At 69.2% G+C, this 19,772-nt stretch carries 16 protein-coding genes; 1 reads left to right on the forward strand and 15 read right to left on the reverse strand.

Annotated features, from left to right (window positions below):
• Positions 1–21: 21 nt before the first annotated feature.
• The 3 genes from B9P64_RS13525 to B9P64_RS13535 form a co-directional block, all read right to left on the reverse strand.
• Positions 22–837, reverse strand: a complete 816-nt coding sequence (locus B9P64_RS13525; RefSeq protein ID WP_085316782.1) for a YdcF family protein — start codon at positions 835–837, stop codon at positions 22–24.
• A 77-nt stretch (positions 838–914) separates the two neighbouring features.
• Positions 915–2,819 carry a propionate--CoA ligase gene (locus B9P64_RS13530; RefSeq protein WP_085316783.1) on the reverse strand — a complete coding sequence of 635 codons (1,905 nt, stop codon included), beginning with the start codon at positions 2,817–2,819 and terminating at the stop codon, positions 915–917.
• 96 nt (positions 2,820–2,915) lie between these two features.
• Positions 2,916–4,094 carry a GGDEF domain-containing response regulator gene (locus tag B9P64_RS13535; RefSeq protein WP_085316784.1) on the reverse strand — a complete coding sequence of 393 codons (1,179 nt, stop codon included), beginning with the start codon at positions 4,092–4,094 and terminating at the stop codon, positions 2,916–2,918.
• A 228-nt stretch (positions 4,095–4,322) separates the two neighbouring features.
• On the opposite strand from B9P64_RS13535, the gene B9P64_RS13540 reads away from it, so the two are divergent.
• Positions 4,323–5,012 (forward strand): C40 family peptidase, encoded by a 690-nt coding sequence (locus B9P64_RS13540; protein ID WP_235840005.1) that lies wholly within the window; start codon positions 4,323–4,325, stop codon positions 5,010–5,012.
• Positions 5,013–5,035: 23 nt separating this feature from the next.
• Here the strand turns inward: B9P64_RS13540 and B9P64_RS13545 are convergent, their stop codons facing one another.
• From B9P64_RS13545 to flgF, 12 genes are all read right to left on the reverse strand, one after another.
• Entirely contained in the window at positions 5,036–6,070 is a 1,035-nt protein-coding gene (locus tag B9P64_RS13545) for a patatin-like phospholipase family protein (RefSeq protein ID WP_407919689.1), read from the reverse strand.
• Positions 6,071–6,159: 89 nt separating this feature from the next.
• Complete coding sequence (locus tag B9P64_RS13550; RefSeq protein WP_085316786.1) at positions 6,160–7,629, reverse strand: GGDEF domain-containing protein; 1,470 nt, start codon at positions 7,627–7,629, stop codon at positions 6,160–6,162.
• 17 nt (positions 7,630–7,646) lie between these two features.
• Entirely contained in the window at positions 7,647–9,833 is a 2,187-nt protein-coding gene (locus B9P64_RS13555) for a putative bifunctional diguanylate cyclase/phosphodiesterase (protein ID WP_085316787.1), read from the reverse strand.
• 176 nt (positions 9,834–10,009) lie between these two features.
• Positions 10,010–10,606, reverse strand: a complete 597-nt coding sequence (locus B9P64_RS13560; protein ID WP_085316788.1) for a response regulator — start codon at positions 10,604–10,606, stop codon at positions 10,010–10,012.
• A 25-nt stretch (positions 10,607–10,631) separates the two neighbouring features.
• Positions 10,632–11,888: a sensor histidine kinase gene (locus B9P64_RS13565; protein WP_085316789.1), complete on the reverse strand. Its 1,257-nt coding sequence runs from the start codon at positions 11,886–11,888 to the stop codon at positions 10,632–10,634.
• 10 nt (positions 11,889–11,898) lie between these two features.
• The gene (gene flgL / locus B9P64_RS13570) at positions 11,899–13,110 is read right to left on the reverse strand and encodes a flagellar hook-associated protein FlgL (protein ID WP_085316790.1); all 1,212 of its coding nucleotides are present in this window, start codon (positions 13,108–13,110) and stop codon (positions 11,899–11,901) included.
• A gap of 16 nt (positions 13,111–13,126) precedes the next feature.
• Complete coding sequence (gene flgK / locus B9P64_RS13575; protein ID WP_085316791.1) at positions 13,127–15,028, reverse strand: flagellar hook-associated protein FlgK; 1,902 nt, start codon at positions 15,026–15,028, stop codon at positions 13,127–13,129.
• Positions 15,029–15,143: 115 nt separating this feature from the next.
• A complete protein-coding gene (gene flgJ, locus B9P64_RS13580) occupies positions 15,144–16,106 on the reverse strand; it encodes a flagellar assembly peptidoglycan hydrolase FlgJ (protein WP_085316792.1) in 963 nt (320 codons plus the stop codon).
• A 17-nt stretch (positions 16,107–16,123) separates the two neighbouring features.
• Positions 16,124–17,230, reverse strand: a complete 1,107-nt coding sequence (locus tag B9P64_RS13585) for a flagellar basal body P-ring protein FlgI (protein WP_085316827.1) — start codon at positions 17,228–17,230, stop codon at positions 16,124–16,126.
• A 20-nt stretch (positions 17,231–17,250) separates the two neighbouring features.
• Positions 17,251–17,979: a flagellar basal body L-ring protein FlgH gene (locus tag B9P64_RS13590; protein WP_085316793.1), complete on the reverse strand. Its 729-nt coding sequence runs from the start codon at positions 17,977–17,979 to the stop codon at positions 17,251–17,253.
• 244 nt (positions 17,980–18,223) lie between these two features.
• Positions 18,224–19,006: a flagellar basal-body rod protein FlgG gene (flgG, locus tag B9P64_RS13595; RefSeq protein WP_085316794.1), complete on the reverse strand. Its 783-nt coding sequence runs from the start codon at positions 19,004–19,006 to the stop codon at positions 18,224–18,226.
• Between the two features lie 16 nt (positions 19,007–19,022).
• On the reverse strand, positions 19,023–19,772 hold the full coding sequence (gene flgF, locus B9P64_RS13600) for a flagellar basal-body rod protein FlgF (protein WP_085316795.1): 750 nt from the start codon (positions 19,770–19,772) through the stop codon (positions 19,023–19,025).

A 19,772-nucleotide genomic window follows, 5' to 3' on the forward strand; every position in this document is an offset into this window, starting at 1 on the left:
GCGACGCCTCGTGACGAGCGCTCAGCGCGGCGCGTGGCGGTAGGTGGCGCTGATGTGGAACCAGGCCAGCGCGGCCAGCTCGCGCAGCAGCGCACGCGACGTGCCGAGCGCATCGGCGGTCGGCAGCCATTCGCGCGGATTGATCGGATTGGGCAGGCGCGGCGGCACCGGCGCCGCATAGACCGTGAAACCGGCCTCGGCAAACGCCGCGCGCGCGCGCGGCATGTGCACCGCATCGGTCACCAGGATGATGTTGCTCATGCCGGCCGGAATCAGCATCCGGGCCACCCGCGAGGCGTTGCCGGTGGTGCTGGTCGAATCCTCTTCCACATAGCGCGCCGGCAGCGCGAAGTCGTCGCTCAGCACGCGCGCCATGATCGCCGCCTCGGACCAGTCGCCGCCCTCGGGCCGGCCGCCGCTCACGGTGATGGGCAGCCGCGTGGCGCGCGCCACATGCACCGCCTGACGCAGCCGCGCGATCGAGGCATCGCCCAGATCCTCGGTCTGGCCGCGCTCGCCGGCGGCGCGCAGCACCCGCCCGCCGCCAAGCACCACGATGGCGGTCGGCCGGAACTCGGGCTTGAAATGCGGCAGCGTGGCCGGGTCGAAGGGCCGCACGCCGTTCAGATAGATGCGCTGGGCCGACAGCGCCACATAGTTGGTGGACGCCAGCCAGAGGAAGGTGAAAGCCAGGATGAGCAGCAGCCAGCCCAGATTGGGCCGACGCGGCATCAGGCCGATGGACGCCGCGATGAGCAGCAGCGGCGAGGCCGGCGGCAGCAGCAGCGTGCTGACGAGGCTGGACCAGAACCAGCCGGAGAGAAGCCAATCGAACATGTCGGGCCAGTGGCGCAAAGCCGCGTTGAAGGTGCCGGATTGTAGGAGGCATCTTCAACGCGGGTGACCCGCATCGATCAGTCGCGGCCGACCGCCGTGCGCAACTGCTGCAATGCGACGGGGTCGTCGATGGTGGTCAGATCGCCCGGATCGCGGCCTTCGCACAGGGCCTGCATGGCACGGCGCAGCAGCTTGCCCGAGCGCGTCTTGGGCAGCGCGGTCACGAAGTGAACCCGCGACGGCCGCGCGACCGCGCCGAGCTGGCCGTCGACCACCTTGAAGATCTCGGCTTCGAGCTTCTTGGCGCCTTCGGGCGTGGCGACGAGCGCGGCGTCCTTGACGATGGCGAAGGCCACCGCGACCTGGCCCTTGAGCTGGTCGGCGACGCCGACCACGGCCACTTCGGCGACCGCGTTGTGGCTGCTGATGCTTTCCTCGATCTCGCGCGTGCCGAGACGGTGGCCAGCGACGTTGATGACATCGTCGGTGCGGCCCAGCACGAAGAAATAGCCGTCGGCATCGCGCAGGCCGTAGTCGAAGGTCGAGTAGAACTGGGCGTTCGGGAAGCTCGTGAAGTAGGTCTTCACGAAGCGCGCGTCATCGCCCCAGATGGTGGTCATGCAGCCCGGCGGCAGCGGCGGCACGACGGCGATCACGCCCTTCTCGCCGGCGGCGGTTTCCTCGCCCTGCTCGTTGAGCAGCTTGACGTTGTAGCCGTAGGTCGGCCGACCCGGCGAACCGAACTTGATCGGCATGTCGGCTTCGACGCCGCGCGCCACCGACAAAATCGGCCAGCCGGTTTCGGTCTGCCAGTAGTTGTCGAGGATGGGCTTGCCGATGCCATCCGAAATCCATTGCGCGGTCGGCTCGTCGAGCGGCTCGCCGGCCAGGAACAGCGCGCGCAGCGAGCTGAGGTCGTACTTGCTCAGCAGCGCCGGGTCCTGCTTCTTGAGCACGCGGATCGCGGTCGGCGCCGAGAACATCAGGCTGACCTTGTACTTCTCGACGATCTGCCACCAGATGCCGGCGTCGGGGCGCAGCGGCGTGCCTTCGTACACGACCGTGGCCATGCCGGCCAGCAGCGGCCCGTAGACGATGTAGCTGTGGCCCACGACCCAGCCGATGTCGCTGGTCGAGAAGAAGGCTTCGCCCGCCTTGCCCTGGTAGATGTACTTGATCGACGCGGCCAGCGCGACCGCGTAGCCGCCGGTATCGCGCTGCACGCCCTTGGGCTTGCCGGTCGTGCCCGAGGTATAGAGGATGTAGCTCGGCTCGTTCGACTCCAGCCATTCGACCGGCACCTCGGCGTCGGCATGCTCGGCGACGATGGTCGCGTAGTCGACGTCGCGGCCTTCGACCGGCGCGTACCTGGCCAGACCGCGGTCGACCATCAGCACCTTGGGCGGCTTGTGCGCGGCCAGGTCGATGGCGGCGTCGAGCAGCGGCTTGTATTCGACGACCTTGCCCGAGCGCGCGCCGGCGTCGGCGCTGACGATGAGGGCCGGCGTGGCGTCGTCGATGCGGGTCGCGAGCGAATGGCTCGCGAAGCCGCCGAACACCACCGAATGCACGGCGCCGATGCGCACTGCCGCCAGCATCGCGAACAGCGCCTCGGGAATCATCGGCATGTAGATGAGCACGCGGTCGCCCTTGCCGACGCCCAGCGCCCGGTAGGCCGCCGCCACCTTGTTCACCTCGCGGTGCAGCTCGGCAAAGCTGTAGGTCCGCTCCACGTCGACCTCGGTCGAGATGAAGATCAGCGCCGGCTCATTGCCGCGCTCGGCCAGATGGCGGTCGACCGCGTTGTGGCACAGGTTGGTGGTGCCGCCCACGAACCAGCGCGCGAACGGCGGATTCGAGAAGTCGAGCACCTGCTGCGGCGCGTCCTTCCAGTCGATGAGGGCGGACTGCTCGCCCCAGAAACCTTCGGCGTCGTCGATCGAGCGTTGGTGGAATGCCTCGTAGGCGTTTTGCTGCGACATCGTGTGTCTCCCCAGACTTGGCCCGACCGTTGCGGCAGGGCCGACCCTCCCCGTTCCATTCGGGGCTGTATGGGCGGGGAATGTGACCGGACGGACTTACTGCCGACTGAACGTCTCGCCCTGCTGCTCCAGCAGCCGCACCAGCGGCCCGATCTGCCCTGACAGCAGCTTGAGATAGGGCAGCACCTCGCGCTCGCGGCCGCGCGCAATCAGGTTGAGCGCCTCGGCGATGGTCATGGGCGGCAGCTCGAATTCATCGGCTACCGGCGCGCCCTGTTCGAGGCTTTCCTCGACCATGCCGACCACCCGGCCGCCGCCGGCGCGCTGCGCCACCAGCGCGCGCCGCACCGCGATGTCGCGCAGGCCGGACGGCGTCTGCACCTCCGACTGGCTGGCCGCCGCGATGCCGAAGCTGGCGGTCACGGTCAGCTCATGGCCGCCGTGGCTCACGCGCGCCCGGGCGATGGCCTGCGACAGCCGCTGCGCGAACTTGATGGCGCCGATCGGCGAAATGCCCATCGTGCCGACGATGAACTCGCTGTCGCCGGCGCGGGTCACGCAATCCTCGGTGCGCACCGCCTTGTTGAGCATCTCGGCGATGAAGCCGAACACCCGCTCGGTGATCGCGCCGCGCACGCCGGCCAGCTCGGGCGCGAGGCCGCGAATGTCGTCGAGCCGCACGCACATCACGATGAAATCGATGCCGTGGCGGCGCGAGAACGCCCACATCTTGTCGGCCTGGGCGTCGAAGTAGGCGCGCGAGGCCAGACCGGTCGCGCCTTCCACCATCAGCGGCTGGGCCTTGGCCGACTCGATCTCCTGCCACTGCCGCGCCAGCCGCACCAGCACATGCAGCCGCGCGATCAGCTCGACCGTGAGCACGCCCTTGGTGATGAACTCGGTGGCGCCGAGCGCGGCGGCGCGTGCCGCCTCCTCCTCGTCGCCCGACATGATGACCACCGGCAGCCGGCGGATGCGCGCATCGGCCGAGCCGCGGATGCGTTCGAGCAGGCCGTAGCCGTCGAGTCGCGGCATCGCCAGGTCGGAGATGACGACGCGGATGGTCGGGTCTTCGTTGAGCAGCGCCCAGGCGGCCTCGCCATCGTTGGCCTCGACATGGTCGAACACGCCCTTGAGGTGATTGATGATCGAGGTGCGCACCAGCCGCGAATCGTCCACCACGAGGATGCGCACATCGCCTTCGGCGCGCGGCGGGCGGTGTTCGGGCACGCTCGGGAAGGTGTCGATGACGCTGGGAAAGCCGCTGGATGCCATTGGGTGACCGAGTGAATAAGCGCTGTGATCGAGCTTACACGGCGCCAGATGGGCTCAAAAGCGCAAAGTAAGCCGCGATCAAGCTTCTGGCTGGACATCTTTGACAGGGTCGGCCGGTTTCGCCTAGAGTCCGCCGACCCCAAAGCCAGCCCGCCGACGCTACCGCCGCCGGTTCCGGGCACCAAGACGCAAGAAAGCCGGATGCAGAACACGCCCGCGACCCGCCCGATGCCAGCCCGCCGCGCCCGCCAGGGGATTGCGGCTTTCGCGTTCATCGGCGCGGTTGCGGCGCTCGGCGCCCTGCCCGCCACCGGTTTCGCACAGCAGATGCCCGAGCCGGCCAGTGCCGCACCCGAGTTCTCGCAGGCGCTGCCGACCACGCCCGAGGGCTGGGCGCGCTACCTCGGCAGTCCGCCCGACGCCGCCGCCACCACGCAACCGGCCGGCAACGGCAAGCTGCCGATCGTCGCGCGCGCCGGCGAAATGCTGTCGAACGCGCTGTCGCTGATCGGCGTGCGCTACCGCTACGGCGGCACCTCGCCCGAATCGGGCTTCGACTGCTCGGGGCTGGTGCGCTGGACCTTCATGCGCACCTGGGGCGTGGTGCTGCCGCACCGCGCGTCCGACATGGCCGACATCGGCTCGCATGTGGGCAAGGAAGAACTCAAGCCGGGCGATCTGGTGTTCTTCAACTCGCTGCGGCGCGCCTTCTCGCATGTGGGCATCTACCTCGGCGACGGCCGCTTCGTGCACGCGCCGGCGAGCGGCGGCAAGGTGCGCATCGACGACCTGGGCGACGAGTACTGGAGCAAGCACTGGAACGGCGCGCGCCGCATGTTCCAGGGCGCGGTCGATCCGGCGGCACTCGGCCGGCTGACCGACGACAAGGGCGCCAAGCCGGGCAAGTCGGCGCACTGAGCGCCCCGGCCGGCGCCGGCCCGCTAGCGCGGTGCCGGCTCGGTGGCCGCAGCCACCGGCCCCGCGCGCCGCGCCGCCAGCTTCTGGCGCAGCTCGGGCAGCGCCGCCGTGGCGGCCCGCTCGCCCGCCAGCACCGCCTGATGGCGCGCCGCGAAATCGGCCGAGCCGCTGGTGATCGCCGGCCGGATCACCACATCGGCCTCGCCCAGCTCGAAGCGGTTGATCGACTTGCCCATGATCGTGAAGGTTTGCAGCAGCAGATCGGTCACGCTGGCCACCGGCTGACCGGCTGGGTCGGACGAGATGTCGACCGCGATCACGAAGTCGGCGCCCATGCGGCGCGCCGCGCGCACCGGCACCGGCGAGGTCAGCCCGCCGTCCACGTACTCCACGCCGCCGATGGTCACCGGCGCGAACACGCCCGGCACCGCCGACGACGCGCGCACCGCAGCGCCCGCATTGCCGCGCTGGAACAGCACGCTCTCGCCGTTGGACAGCCGGGTCGCGACGATGCCGAGCGGCCGCTTGAACTGCTCGATCGTGCGGTTGCCGACGCTGCGGTTGATCCAGCCGGCGATGGCCTCGCCGCGAAACATCGAGCGCCCGCCAAGCGCCCAGTCGGCGAACAGCGATTCATCCATCGTCAGCGCCAGCTGTTGCAGGCCGTAGCCGTCGAGCCCCGAGGCGTACAGGCTGCCGACCACGCTGCCGGCGCTGGTGCCGGCGATGTAGTCGACCGTGATGCCCTGGGCCTCCAGCACCTTGATGACGCCGATGTGGGCAAAGCCGCGCGCCGCGCCACCACCGAGCGCCAGCCCGATGCGCGGCCGCGCCACTGGCGCTGCGCCAGCCGGTCGCGCCGGATCGCTGCCGGCAGCGGCCACCGGCGGATGCGCCGGCGCAGTGACGGTCGGCGTGGCGGGTGCGGATGCGGCGGGCGTCTGTGCCGGCGCGGTCACCGGCGCTTGCGGCGTGGCCGCCGATCCGCCCAGTCCGGCGCAGCCCGGCAGGGCCGCCAGCAGCGTCAGCGCGGCTGAGAAAACAAGGCGCCGACCCAGGTCGGCGCGGAAAGCAAGACGGGAAATCGAGATGGGTTTCATGGCGGCGGCGATGATCGCACGCAGCCCTGCCACGGGCCGCGACGCGCTCAGGCCGCGACCAGCACCCGGTTCTTGCCCGCGCGCTTGGCGGTGTACATCGCCGCGTCGCAGCGCTCCAGCGCCTCGGCCAGGCCGAGCAGCACATTCACATCGGCGACGCCGGCCGAGAAGGTGACCAGCAGGCGCTGGTTGTCGTGCATGAAGATGCGCCGCGTCAGCTCGCGCTGGATGCGCTGCATCGTCGCGGCGGCCTCGTCGGGCCGGGTGTTGGGCATGAGGATGGCGAACTCCTCGCCTCCGTAGCGACCGATCGCATCCACCGGCCGCAGACAGGCGCGCATCACGTCGGCCAGATAGCGCAGCGCCATGTCGCCGGTCTGGTGACCGTGCTGGTCGTTGATGTTCTTGAAGTCGTCGAGATCGAGCAGGCCGACCGCGATCGGCTCGCCGCTGCGCTCGGCGCGCGCCAGCTCGACCGCATAGGCCTCCTCGAAACCGCGCCGGTTCAGCGTCTCGGTGAGCGGATCGGTGCGCACCAGCGCGCTGATGCGTTGCAGCTCGCGCTCCAGCGATTCCACGCGGTTTTCATGCTCCTGAACGCGCTGCTTGGCAAAGCTGATCTCGTCGCGCGCGCGGGTCATGTCGGTGGTGAGATGGCGCGTGTCGTCGAGCAGCCGGCGCACCACGTCGGTCAGTGCCGGCAGGTCGCTGGCCTGGCGGATCGAGCCGGCATAGCGGTCGAGCCGCTCGGTATAGCCGCCGGTGGTGTCGGCCATGGTGGCGAGCCGCGCAATCATGATCGCGACCATTTCCTTGATCGCCGCCTTGGCTTCCTCCACGCGCTGACGGATCGCCGCCTGCCGCACCATCAGCTGGCGCAGCTGGGCCTCCACCGCCGCCAGCGCCTCGGCGGTGAGCGGCACCGCCAGCGCATCGCGGATCTGCTCCACCTGGCCTTCGAGCAGCCGGTGCTCGGGCGTGAGCCGGGCGATGTTGTCGAGCACCAGCGAGAGCAGGTCGCGCAGCTTGTCGGGGATGGCCGGATTGTCGAGATTGCCTTCGAGGATGTTGGTCGCCGTGCCGACCGCGGCGGCGACGCCGAGCCCGGCGGCGCTCGCGGCGGCCTCGCGGCTCAGTCCGGCCAGCGTGGCGGTGCTCCGGGCCGCCGGCTCGGGCGTGGTGGCGGTGCTGCGGCTCCAGTCGTCGATCACGCCGGCGATGCGCCCGCGCAGCTGGGTCGGATCGGGATCGGCGAGGCAGAGCGCGCGCAGCAGCGCCTCGCGCTTGCGCGCGCCGTCGCAGGCCGGATGGTGGCGATCGAGCTCGCGCACCAGGCGCAGCAGCAGCGCCGACCAGGCCTGCGCCTCCTGGCGCGGATCGGCCGGCGCGTCGGCGGACGGCGGCGCGGCCGGACGCGCGGCAGCTTCGATCCGCGCACCGTCGGCCATGCCGTCGAGCGCCGCGGCATCGGCCGGGCGCCGGTTCAGATCGACGCCGAAGCGGCGATAGGCACGCATGTTTGGCTTTCTGTCGATCATTGGTGGGCTTTGTTTCGCAGGAGACGCGGGAGGGAGGGGACGGCGGTGCGCGGCAGCTGGGCCCATTCCGGCAGTCCGCCCTCGCGCTGCTGGCGGATCAGCAGGCCGGCAAACTCCTCGGCCGGTTGCGGTCGGCCGAACAGGAAGCCCTGCATCACATGGCAGCCCACGCGGTACAGCAGCCCGGCCTGCTCGGCGGTTTCCACGCCCTCGGCAATCACCTTGAGGTGGAGCGTGCGGGCCATCGCGATGATGGCTTCGATGATGGCCTCGGCATCCGAGCCGTTGCGCAGGTCGTGCACGAAGGAACGGTCGATCTTCAGCGCATCGAGCGGAAAGCGTCTGAGGTAGGCGAGCGAGGAATAGCCGGTGCCGAAGTCGTCGACCGCCAGCTTCACGCCCAGCTCGGTCAGCTCGACCAGCGCATCCACGGTGCGCGACAGGTCCTGCATCAGCATCGATTCGGTGATCTCGAGCTCGATCAGGTCGGGCTGGATGTCGGCGTCGCGGCAGGCCTCGCGCACGGTCTTGGACAGGTCGGCGCGCTGGAAATGCATGCTCGGCACATTCACCGCCACCCGCAGCTGGCCCATGCCGGCATCGCGCCAGCGGCGGATTTGCAGCGCGGTCTCGCGGATCGCCCATTCGCCCATCGGAATGATGAGCCCCGACTCCTGCGCCACCGGGATGAACTGGGCCGGCGAAATCTGCTCGCCGCGCCGGTTCCAGCGCATCAGCGCCTCGGCGCTCACCACCAGGCCGCTGCGCACGTCGATCTGCGGCTGGTAGTGCAGCACCAGCTCGTTGCGCTCCAGCGCCTTGTGCAGGTCGCTCTCGATCTCCCAGCGCCGCACCCGCTCGGCGATCAGGTCGGGCGAGTAGGCGCGCAGCGCATCGCCGCCGGCCGCCTTCACCGCATACATGGCGGCATCGGCGCAACGCATCAGCGTCTCGGCGCTCTGGCCGTCGTCGGGATAGCGCGCCAGTCCGACGCAGCCGGTGACGAAGTTCTCCACGCCCTGGATCACGAAGGGCTCGCGCAGCCGCGCCAGGATGTCGGCGGCCACCGACTCGGCCATCGCGGCGCCGGCCTCGCCCTGGAGCAGCACCACGAATTCATCGCCGCCGAGCCGCGCCACCAGATGGTCGGCGGCGCGCGCCGGATCGTTGCGCCGCACCGCGTCGGTCAGGCGCCGGGCCACCTCCACCAGCAGCGCGTCGCCGCCGGTATGGCCCTGGGTGTCGTTGACGTTCTTGAAGCGGTCGAGATCGAGGAACAGCAGCGCCACATGGCCGCCCACGCCCTGGCGCGCGATGCATTCCTCGATGCGCATGTTGAACAGCCGGCGATTGGGCAGCCCGGTCAGCACATCGAATTCGGCCAGCGCGCGCACCCGCTGCTCGGCCTCCTTGCGCTGGGTGATGTCGAGGCAGGTGCCCGAGATGCGCACCACCCGGCCGCCCTCCTCCGCATCGACCTCGCCCTCGCATTGCACATGCACCAGGCTGCCGTCGTCGCGCAGCAGGCGCAGCTCGACCTGCTGCGGCGCGCGCGTCACGCAGATGCGCTCGATCATGCCGCGCATCGGCGCCACATCGTCGGGATGCAGCCGCGACAGAAAGCGCTGGCGGTCGATGCGGCCGAGCCGTTCGGGCAGGCCGAGCATGCGGAACACCTCGCGCGAGGCATGCAGCTGCTGGCCGCGCACATTCCAGTCCCAGTTGCCCAGACGCGCCAGCGCCTGCGCCTTGGCCAGCCGGGCCCGGCTGCGCTCCAGCTCGACATGCAGCCGCGCCGAGCGCAGCAGATAGCGCACCCGGTGCGCCAGCAGCATCCATTGCTGCGACTTGACGAAGAAATCGGTCGCGCCGGCCTCGTAGGCCTGCTCGATCGAGCGCTCGTCGTCGAGGCCGGTCAGCATCAGCACCGGCACATGCCGGCCATGCGGCAGACGGCGCAACTCGCGGCAGGCGGCAAAGCCGTCCAGCCCGGGCATGACGGCATCGAGCACGACGCAATCGGGGCGCACTTCCTCGAAGCTGTCGAGCGCGGCCTGACCGGAATCGACCTCGACGACGCGCAAATGCTGCGCGCCGAGCACGGCCGCCGTCAGCGCGCGCGCCACCGGATCGTCATCGACGAGCAGGACGCATTCGTTTGCCGCGCGGCTCACTTGTGGCATGGGGGATTTCCTCGCGTGTTGTCCGGCGCGTGACACCACACGGCGCGCGCCTCAATCGGGTGATCGGCAGGTCACCGGAAAACTGGAGCGCGAGAAAGGACGAACAGGCCTGCCAACGGCGGCAACCGGCGGCGCTGGCCGGCGGGCATGCCGCGATGCAGCATCGCCCCTGCGCTTCAGCGCGCGAGCGAGTCGATGAGGCGCACCGCCTGAGCCAGCTGGGCGGCCAGCTGCTCGACCGGGCAGCCGAGCGCCGCCGCCTGCTCGGCGATGCGCACGCGTGCGGTATCGAGATCGAGACGATGGCGCTCGGCCACCGCCTGCGCCGCCAGATCGAGATCGGGCAGGCCGGCGGCGTCGGCCGCACGCGGCTCGCGGCGCTGGCGCTGCTCGGCGGCGCGACCGAGCGCGGCGCGGATGGCCGGCACGATCTGCTTGATTTCGAGCGGCTTGACCAGATAGCCAAGCGCGCCGAGCGCGGTCGCCTCGCTGACGATTTCGGGATCGCCGAAGGCCGACAGGAACATGAAGGGCACGCCGGTATGCGCCTTGAGATAGCGCGCCACGTCCATGCCGCTCAGGCCGTTCATGCGCATGTCGAGCAGCGCGATGTCGGGATCGACCTCGCGCGCCAGAAGAATGGCGTCGTCGCCGTTGTCGGTCTCGGTCACATGAAAACCGGCGTCGGTCAGCCCGTTGACCAGCGTGGCGAGCACCAGCCGATCGTCGTCGACGACCAGGATGTGGGGCTTGCTGTCTTGTGCATCGGTCATGGAGCGCCAACCTGCCTGCTGCGGCTCAGGGCGGGCTGCCCTCCGCACCGCCAAGCGTGAAGAAAAACGTCGCGCCCTGGCCGGTGCGCGCATCGGCCCAGATGCGGCCACCGTGGCGTCTGACGATGCGACTGACGGTCGCCAGACCGATGCCCGTTCCGGGAAATTCGTTTTCGCCATGCAGCCGCGAAAACAATTGGAAAAGCTTATCGCTTTTGGCGAGGTCGAACCCGACCCCATTGTCACGAACGTAATAGACCAGTCCGCCGCCCTGCATGCGGGCGCCCAGCTCGATCTCGGCGAACGGGCAGTTGCGGGTGAATTTCCAGGCGTTGCCGAGCAGGTTCTCCAGCAGCGCCTTCATCATGTTGGCGTCGGCCCAGGCGACCACGTCGCCGCGCACCGTGAGCCGGCCCTGGCGCTGCGGTTCGGTGTCGATCAGGTCGGCGCAGATCTGGCGCGCGATGCGGCCCAGATCGACCGACTCGCGCGCGAGCGCATCGGCGGCGCCGCGCGACACCGCCAGCAGGCCGCTGCACATGCCCAGCATCAGGTCGCAGAGCGATTCGATGCGCTGCACATAGGCATGGCCATGCTCGGGCAGCAGCTGGGCGAAGTCTTCCTCGATGAGCCGGGCGAAACCCTGGATGCGCCGCACCGGCGCGCGCAGGTCGTGCGACACCGCGTGATTGAAGCTCTCGAGTTCATGGCGCAGCGCGGCGGCCTCGGCCAGCTCGCGCCGCAGCGCCTCGTCGCGCTCGTAGCCGGCGCGCAGATAGACCGCCAGCGTGCGCAGCGCGCGTGCCGCAAACGCGTAGAGCGCGCCGGCATCGGCATCGGCTGCCACGTCGAAGCTGAGCAGCGCGGCATGGCGCTGGCCGGTCTCGGCCACGGTGCGCACGGTCAGGATCTCCTCGTGCGACAGCCAGCGCCGCAGCGCGTCGGTCACGCCGTCGAAGGCCAGCGCCACCTCGCGCAACCGATGACCGCCCCACAGACCTTCGCCGTCGCCGGCGCCGGCAATGCGCTCGGGCCGCTCGCCGTCGCGGAACACCACCAGCATGCAGCGCGCACAGCCGGCCGCCATGAGCAGCTCGCGCAGCCGGTCGAGCATGCGGGCGAGCGGATCGCGCGCCACCACCACTTCGAGCAGTCGCGCCGCCGCCGCCTCGCCGCCGAGCGCCAGCCGGTCGAGCGGCTCGCCCGCCGTGCGTGCTGCCGCCAGCGCCGGGCTCGGCGCCTCGTCCCCGGCATTGCCCTCGCCGGGCCGTCGACCCACCATGTCGTTCCGATCAGATGTAGTTGAACAGGTTCTGCTTGGACACCGACGACACCACCTTGCTCAGCGCCTCGTAGCCGGTCTGCGCCGCCGACAGCTGCGACGCCGCCGCCGCCATGTCCAGATCGACCACGTCCGACAGCCGGCCAGCCACGTCGTTGCTGCGCAGCGCATTGATGTCGGACTGGCGGTCGATCTCGGCCAGCTGGTTGCCGAAGCGGTTGCGCACCTGCTCGATACGGTCGAAACCGCGATCCAGATTCGCCAGCCCGATGCGCAGCGAATCGCTCAGCACCGAATCGCTGATCTGCCCCGACGACCATTTGTCGACCGCATCCGACACCGCACGGATGGTAGTGAAAATGTCGCGCGTCTGCGCCGGGCCCACGTCGAAGCTGTCGCCATTGTTGGGCGTGCCCTTGATCGACACCGACAGCGCCGGCCCGACCGAAATCTGGCTGCCGTCGTTGTAGGGCGCGCCCGACACCAGATTGGCGCCGGTGCTCTTGTCGATCACGTCGTAGGTGGTCACGCCGGCAGCGACCTTGAACTTGATGCTGTAGGCCGCGCTGGTCAGCGCCGTCGGCGTGCTGACCATGCCGGCATCGATCTTGGCCGCGCCGGTGTTGCCGCTGGCGGCGGCGGTCTCGATCACGCCATTGCCGCCCTTCACGTCGAAGAACAGCTCCGAGCCCGAGGTGTTGGTGGTGGTGCTGACGGTGCTCGACAGGTCGAGCTGCTTCTGGCCGTTGTCGCCGGTGTAGTTGGCGATGCCGCCCGAGAACTGCACCGGCCGGGTGTCGTCGCGGTAGCCGGCAAAGATGTAGCGGCCCGACTCGTCCTGGGTGTTGGCCAGATTGACCAGCTCGTCGAGCTTGCCGCGCATCGCGGTGGCGATCTGCTTGCGGTCGCTGCCGGCGAGCGCGGCATTGCCCAGTTGCAGCATCGATTCGCGCGCGCCCTGCACCGTGTCGCTGATGTTGGCCAGCACCGAGTCGGTGAACTGCATGGTGTTCTTGGCGTTGGCGATGTTGCGCGCGTACTGGCCGGTCGTGTCCTTCTGCACCGTGAGCTCGGCGGCGCGCACCGCGCCCGACGGGTCGTCGGCCGCCGAGTTGATGCGCTTGCCCGAAGCGAACTGGAGCTGGGCCCGGTACAGCTCGCTCTGGCTGCGCGAGATGCCGGTGGCGCCCAGCTGATTCATGGTGACGGTTGCGATGCGCATGGGAATCCTCGGTCGGTCAGCCGGCCAGCGTGAGCCAGGTCTTGAACATGTCGTCGGCGATCGAAATCGACTTGGCCGCCGCCTGATAGGCCTGCTGGTACTTGAGCAGGTTGGTCGCTTCCTCGTCCAGATTCACCGCCGAGACGCTCTGCTCCTCGGTGGTGATCTGGTCGAGCAGATGGCTGCTGGCCGTGGTCTCGATCGCCATCGAGGCGGCGCGGTTGCCGACGGTGCCGGCCAGCTCGGTGTTGAGGCTGGTGAGCGTCTGGTTGTCGGCCACCGGGTTCTTGGCGATGGCCGCCATCGCAACCAGATTGCGGTTGTCGCCGGTGCTGTTGGCCGTCGGGCCGATGGTGAAGCTGTCGCCGCTGCGCGCCACGCCGGCCATCGTCAGGCTCCAGCCGTTGAGGCTGAACTTGCCGTTGGCGTCGAGCTTGCCCGACTGGGCCGTGCCGCCGTTGACGCTGTAGGTGAAGTCGGTGGCGCTGGTGAAGTTGAGCGTGACCGGTTGCAGCAGATTGGGATCGCGCGTCGGCCCGTCGACCGTCACCGCGGTGATGCTGCCGGTGCCGGTGTTGGTGCCGGTCGCCTGGCCGATCACCGGATTGGACGAGGCCAGCTTGGCGGTATCGCGCAGCAGCATGCGGAAGTCGGATGCCGCCTCGCGCGTGGGTTGCAGGATGAACACGTCGCCGGCCTGCGCATTGACCGAGCCCACATCCACCTTGATGCCGTCGGACGAGGTGATGGAGCTGGGCGACGGCAGGCCCGAGAAGGTGGTGGTGACGCCATCGGTCAGCCGGGTCATCGACCACTGGCTGCCGTCGTAGGCGAGCCGGTAGTCCGAGCCCTTGAGCTGGGTCGGATCGCTGATGCTCATGGTCACCCGGCCGGTGGTGGTGGGCAGCGCCACCACCCGGGCCGGGCCGAGCGAGAACATCGGCAGCCCCGCATTGCCCTCGGCGTCGTTGCCGAGCGCCTGCTGCACATTGAAGGCCGAGCCGACCGAGGCCGCGATGCGGCCGATGTTGTTGCGCGCCGAGGCGATGTCGCTCTGCACCAGCAGGTCGCCGCCGATGGTGCCGCCCAGATCGATGCCGTCCTTGAGCTGGTGCGACGCGCCGCCGGTGCCGGCGCCGGCAATGGCGATCGCATAGCTCGACGGATCGGAATCGCCGGGCTGCACCGACAGCCGGCCGACCGAGCCTTGCAGCACCAGCGGATCGCCCGAGGCCAGGAACAGCTGCACCCGGCCGTCGGGCATTTGCAGCGAGTTCACCTTGATGTCCTTCGACATGTCGCGGATCAGCGAGTCGCGCTGGTCGAGCAGATCGTTCGGCGTCAGCCCCGAGCCGACCTGGGTCGCGATCTGGTCGTTGAGCTGGGCGATCTGCTGCGCCATCGCATTCACGCGCACGACCGAGGTGTTGAGATCCTGGCCGATCTGCGCCGTCATCGAGCCGAGCTGGGCATCGAGGTCGGAAGTGCGCACCGCGAACGAGTTGGCCTTCGACAGCACCGACTGGCGGTCGGCCTGGCTGGTCGGGCGCGCGGTCGCGTCCTGGATCGCGCCGAAGAAATCGTCGGCGGCCTGGGTGATGCTGGTCTCGGTCTGGGTCAGCAGATCGGCCACGCGGTTCAGCAGGTTCTGCTGGGTGCTGGCCGAGCTGGCCGCCGCGGTCGCGCTGTTCACCTGGGCGGTGATGAGCGCGTTGGCGGCCCGGGTCACGCCGGTCACGTCCACGCCGATGCCCTGCACCGTCGACCCGCTCTGCGAGCCGATGGAGGCGCGCTGCGTGATCTGCTGGCGCGCATAGCCCGGCGTGTTGACGTTGGCGATGTTGTGGCTGGTGGTGGCGATGCCCATGCTCGCGGCATTCAGCCCCGACCGGCCGATCGACATCAGGGATGCGGTCATGCTCGTCGCCCTCGAAGGTTGGCGGGATGGGCGCGGCGTGCGCGCCCGACGTCTGTGATTTCGGCCGCCGGCGCCGGCTCTGTAGCCGGCCCGATCGATGGAACAGCGGCCCGGCTCAGGCGGTGCGCGACAGCCGCAGCGCGGTGTTGATGGTGGCGGTCAGCTTGTCGGCATAGGCCGGGTCGGTGGCATAGCCGGCGGACTGGAGCGCGGTGGCAAAGCCGCGTGCCGAGTTCTGCTGGAGCGCGGCCGCATAACGCGGCTTGTTGCCGACGATCTGCGCATAGTCGGCAAACGAGTCGGCATAGCTGTCGTAGGCGCGGAACTTTTCCGTGCGCTGCACCGCCTTGCCGTTGACGTACTCGGTCGTCACGGCATCGACGGTCTTGCCCTTCCAGTCGGGCGTGGCCTTGATGCCGAACAGGTTGTGGCTCGGCGTGCCGTCGCGGCCGACGATCTGCTTCTTGCCCCAGCCGGTTTCGAGCGCCGCCTGGCCGATCATGTATTGCGCCGGCACGCCGGTGCGCGATTCGGCCTCGCGCGCCTCGTTCCACATCTGGCGCACGAAGCCCTGGGCGCCGCCGGTGGCCGGCGTGGTGGCGTTGGCATTGGCGGTCGCGGTGCTCACCGCGCCAAAGCTCGCGCGGCGGCCGTTCTTCTGCACCGTGCCGGCGTCGGCGCCGTTGTCCTCGGCGCCACGCGTGGCGGCCTCCAGCTTCTGCAGCCGGGCCGAATCGGGCTCCTCGACATGCAGGCCCTTGGCCAGCTGCTGCACCACCATGTCGGCCAGCCCCACGCCCTTGCCGCCGTTGGCCTTGCCGAGCGAGGCCACCAGTTCCTGGTCGAACATGCCCTGATAGGTCTTGGCCTCGTTGCCGCCGCTCAGCTCGCCCTGGGGCACGGTGTCGCGCATGCTCTTGACGAGCGTGTTCATGAACACCGACTCGAACTGCTGGGCCGCGCCGCGCAAGGCCTTGTTCGGATCCTTCGAGGCATTCGCGCGCAGGCTGTCGAGCGTGCGTGCATCGGTGGCAAGGCCATTGCCGGAACTGGTGTCGATCGCATTCGAGAAAGCCATTGCGGGTCCGCCCTTCGTCAGATGATTTCGAGTTCGGCGCGCAGCGCGCCGCTGGCCTTGAGGGCCTGGAGAATCGCCAGCAGGTCCTGCGGCGTGGCGCCCAGCGTGTTGAGCGCCTTGACCACGTCGGCCAGCTTGGCCGCGCCCGGCAGCAGGATGAGCTTGCCCGGATCGGCCTTGATGGAAATGTCGCTCTGCTGCGCCACCACCGTCTGCCCGCCCGACAGCGCATTGGGCTGGCTGATGACGGGCGTGGAGCTGATCGTGACCGAGAGGTTGCCGTGGGCGATGGCCGCCGGCTCCAGCGTCACGTTCTGGTTCATCGCGATCGAGCCGGTGCGCGCGTTGATGACCACCTTGGCCGCCGAGCCGCTCGCATCCACGTTGATCTCTTCGAGCTGGCCGAGGAAGGCCACGCGGTCGTTCGACTCGACCGGCACCCGCACTTCGATGGAACGGCCGTCGAGCGCGCGCGCCGTGCCGGTGCCCAGATTGCGGTTGATCGCATCGACCACGCGGCGCGCCACCGAGAAGTCGCTGCTGAACAGATCGAGTCGCAGGCTGTCGCCCTGGGCAAAGGGGCTGGCCACCGCGCGTTCCACCGTGGCGCCGCCCGGAATGCGCCCGGCCGCCAGATGATTTACCTGCGCCTTCGAGCCGCCGGCCGAGGCGCCCGCGCCCGCCACCACCACATTGCCCTGGGCGATCGCGTACACATTGCCGTCGGCGCCCTTGAGCGGCGTCATCAGCAGGGTGCCGCCCTTCACGCTCTTGGCATTGCCCATCGACGACACGGTCACGTCGAGCGGCTGGCCCGGCGCGGCAAACGCCGGCAGCGCCGCCGTCACCATCACCGAGGCCACGTTCTTGAGTTGCAGCGACTGGCCCGGCGGCAGGTTCACGCCCATCTGGCCCAGCATGCTCTGGATGCTCTGCACCGTGAACGGCGTCTGCGTGGTCTGGTCGCCGGTGCCGTCGAGGCCCACCACCAGGCCATAGCCCACCAGCTGGTTGTCGCGCACGCCGGCAATGCTCGCCACATCCTTGATGCGGTCGGCGCGCGCGTCGTGCGCCCAGCCGAAGCCGATCGCGACGGCCAGCACAAAGAGGTAGAAGCGATTCATGTATTGCACGGCGACTCCGTTCAGTACGGCGACCAGGTATTGAAGAAACGTTGCAGCCAGCCGGTCGTCTGCGCATCGTCGATGCTGCCCTTGCCGCGGGTTTCGAGCCGCGCGTCGGCGATCTGCGTCGACGCCACCACATTGCCGTTGAGCACCGTGGCCGGATTGACCACGCCGGTCAGGCGCAGCACTTCCATGTTCTGGCCGATGCCGACCTGCTTCTCGCCGGCAATCACCAGGTTGCCGTTGCTCAGCACCTCCATCACGGTGCAGGTGACGGTGCCGGTGAACAGGTTGTCGGCCGCCGCCTGGCCCTTGCCGTCGAACTTGCTGTCCGAGCCGACGGTGGCGCTGATGCCCGGCACCTTGAGCGGACCGAGGAAGCCGGTGATCGACGGCGAGCTGGCCGTCATGTCGGTCTTGCGCTCGGAGTTGGTCGACTGCTTGCTCGACGCGGTGGTCTTTTCCGAGATCTGCACGGTGATCGTGTCGCCCACGTAGCGCGCGCGCCGGTCCTCGAACAGCGGCCGGAAATTGCCGCCGCCACCGGCCTGATAGATCGAGCCGGTCGCCAGCGCCAGCTGCTGCTGCGGCTGCGGCCGCACCGTGGTCGGCGTGGTGATTTCCACGCGCGGCGGCAACCCCGAGGCACAGCCGGCCAGCAGCGCTGCGCAGCCAAAGGCGCCCGCCAGCGGCAGCGCGCGCCACGACGGCAAGACAAGAAGAAACGACGTGCGGAACCTGGACATGGCGGCAAGCGGCGCGCGAACGCCGACGGAAAGCTTCCTACGGCCATGGTCGCCAATGCCTTAATCGGCAAAGCGGCGAAAAGCGGGGTGGTTCCGGCCCTGGCACCGACGCCGGCCCGCCAGCAACAGAAAGACCCCGGCACCGACACGCGGCGACGGGGTCCGAAAACGCGCCCTGCTGCCGGCGCGCCAGAGTTTTCTTGCTTGTTGGAAGCCGATACCGCCGCTCCCGACCAAGCCCGCGCTAGATCTGCGTGAGCTTTTGCAGCATCTGGTCCGAGGTGGTGATGGACTTGGAGTTGATCTCGTAGGCGCGCTGGGTCTGGATCATGCTGACCAGCTCTTCCACCACGTTCACGTTCGAGGTTTCGACATAGCCCTGGTTGATCGTGCCCATGCCGTTGGCGCCCGGCGTGCCGGTCTGCGGCGTGCCCGAGGACGCGGTTTCCGAATACAGATTGCCGCCCTTGCTCTCCAGCCCGGCCGGATTGATGAACGACGCCAGCTGGAGCGCGCCGATCTGGGTCGGCGTGACCGTGCCCTGCTGCTGCACCGTCACCGTGCCGTCCGAGCCAATGCTGATGCTGGTGGCATTGGGCGGCACCGTGATCGCCGGCGACACCGGAAAGCCCTCGCCATTCACGATCTGGCCGTTGGCGTCGGTATGAAAGCTGCCGTCGCGCGAATAACCCGTGGTGCCGTCGGGCAGCTGGATCTGGAAGAAGCCGTTGCCGTTCACCGCCAGATCGAGGTTGTTGTCGGTCTTGTTGAGATTGCCCTGGGTATGCACCCGCGTGGTCGCGAGCGAGCGCACGCCGGTGCCGATCTGCAGGCCCGCCGGCACCGCGCTCTGCTGGGTGCTCTGCGCGCCCGACTGGCGCATGTTCTGGTACAGCAGATCCTCGAACACCGCATTCGACTTCTTGAAGCCGTTGGTGCTCACGTTGGCCAGGTTGTTCGAGATGACATCCATCTTGGTCTGCATGGCATCGAGACCGGTCTTGGATATCCAGAGTGAACGCATCATGGTGCGGCTCCTGCGGTTAACTGTTCGACAGCAGCTGCTGCGATTTCTGGCCGTTCTCGTCGGCCTTCTTGATGAGCTGCATCTGCACCTCGAACTGCCGGGCCAGCGCAATCATGTCCACCAGCGAGGCCACCGGGCTCACGTTGCTGCCCTCGACCGAGCCCTGCACCACCTTCACCGCCGGATCCGGATCGGCCGGATTGCCGTCGCGCGTGCCGATGAGTCCGTCCGGGCGCTTCATCAGGTTTGTCGGCTCGGGATTGACCATCTGTAGCCGGCCGAGCTGCTGAATCTGCTTCACGTCGCCGCCCGACACCGCGCTGATGCTGCCGTCGCGGCCGATCACCACGCGCGCGTCCTGCGGCACGGTGATCGGGCCGCCCTCGCCGAGTACCGGCAAGCCTTCGCGCGTGACCAGCTGGCCGTTGCTGTCGATCTCGAAGCGGCCGTCGCGGGTGTAGGCCTCGCTGCCGTCGGCGGCCTGCACCGTCAGCCAGCCCGGCCCGTCGATCGCCACGTCGAGCGGCCGCTCGGTCTTTTCGACCGGACCGGGCGTCACATCGATGCCGGTCGTGCTGTCGACCGCCAGGTAGCGCGTCATCTGTCCCTCGCCCGGCCGGCCCGGAATCACGGGCGCGGTGCGGTAGGCAACCATCTCGGCCCGAAAGCCGGTGGTGCTCGCGTTGGCGAGGTTGTTCGACACCGTTGCCTGACGATCGACCAGCGTGCGGGCGCCGGTCATCGCGGTGTAGATCATCCGGTCCAT

The sequence above is a fragment of the Derxia lacustris genome (assembly GCF_002105195.1).
In the GTDB taxonomy this organism is placed as follows: Bacteria; Pseudomonadota; Gammaproteobacteria; order Burkholderiales; family Burkholderiaceae_E; genus Derxia; species Derxia lacustris.

Bases quoted from the DNA above. Each gene is read 5' to 3' on its own strand.
- B9P64_RS13525 (WP_085316782.1), bottom strand. From the start codon at position 837: ATGTTCGATTGGCTTCTCTCCGGCTGGTTCTGGTCCAGCCTCGTCAGC.
- B9P64_RS13530 (WP_085316783.1), bottom strand. From the start codon at position 2,819: ATGTCGCAGCAAAACGCCTACGAGGCATTCCACCAACGCTCGATCGAC.
- B9P64_RS13535 (WP_085316784.1), bottom strand. From the start codon at position 4,094: ATGGCATCCAGCGGCTTTCCCAGCGTCATCGACACCTTCCCGAGCGTG.
- B9P64_RS13540 (WP_235840005.1), top strand. From the start codon at position 4,323: ATGCCAGCCCGCCGCGCCCGCCAGGGGATTGCGGCTTTCGCGTTCATC.
- B9P64_RS13550 (WP_085316786.1), bottom strand. From the start codon at position 7,629: ATGCGTGCCTATCGCCGCTTCGGCGTCGATCTGAACCGGCGCCCGGCC.
- B9P64_RS13555 (WP_085316787.1), bottom strand. From the start codon at position 9,833: ATGCCACAAGTGAGCCGCGCGGCAAACGAATGCGTCCTGCTCGTCGAT.
- B9P64_RS13560 (WP_085316788.1), bottom strand. From the start codon at position 10,606: ATGACCGATGCACAAGACAGCAAGCCCCACATCCTGGTCGTCGACGAC.
- B9P64_RS13565 (WP_085316789.1), bottom strand. From the start codon at position 11,888: ATGGTGGGTCGACGGCCCGGCGAGGGCAATGCCGGGGACGAGGCGCCG.
- flgL (WP_085316790.1), bottom strand. From the start codon at position 13,110: ATGCGCATCGCAACCGTCACCATGAATCAGCTGGGCGCCACCGGCATC.
- flgK (WP_085316791.1), bottom strand. From the start codon at position 15,028: ATGACCGCATCCCTGATGTCGATCGGCCGGTCGGGGCTGAATGCCGCG.
- flgJ (WP_085316792.1), bottom strand. From the start codon at position 16,106: ATGGCTTTCTCGAATGCGATCGACACCAGTTCCGGCAATGGCCTTGCC.
- B9P64_RS13585 (WP_085316827.1), bottom strand. From the start codon at position 17,230: ATGAATCGCTTCTACCTCTTTGTGCTGGCCGTCGCGATCGGCTTCGGC.
- B9P64_RS13590 (WP_085316793.1), bottom strand. From the start codon at position 17,979: ATGTCCAGGTTCCGCACGTCGTTTCTTCTTGTCTTGCCGTCGTGGCGC.
- flgG (WP_085316794.1), bottom strand. From the start codon at position 19,006: ATGATGCGTTCACTCTGGATATCCAAGACCGGTCTCGATGCCATGCAG.
- flgF (WP_085316795.1), bottom strand. From the start codon at position 19,772: ATGGACCGGATGATCTACACCGCGATGACCGGCGCCCGCACGCTGGTC.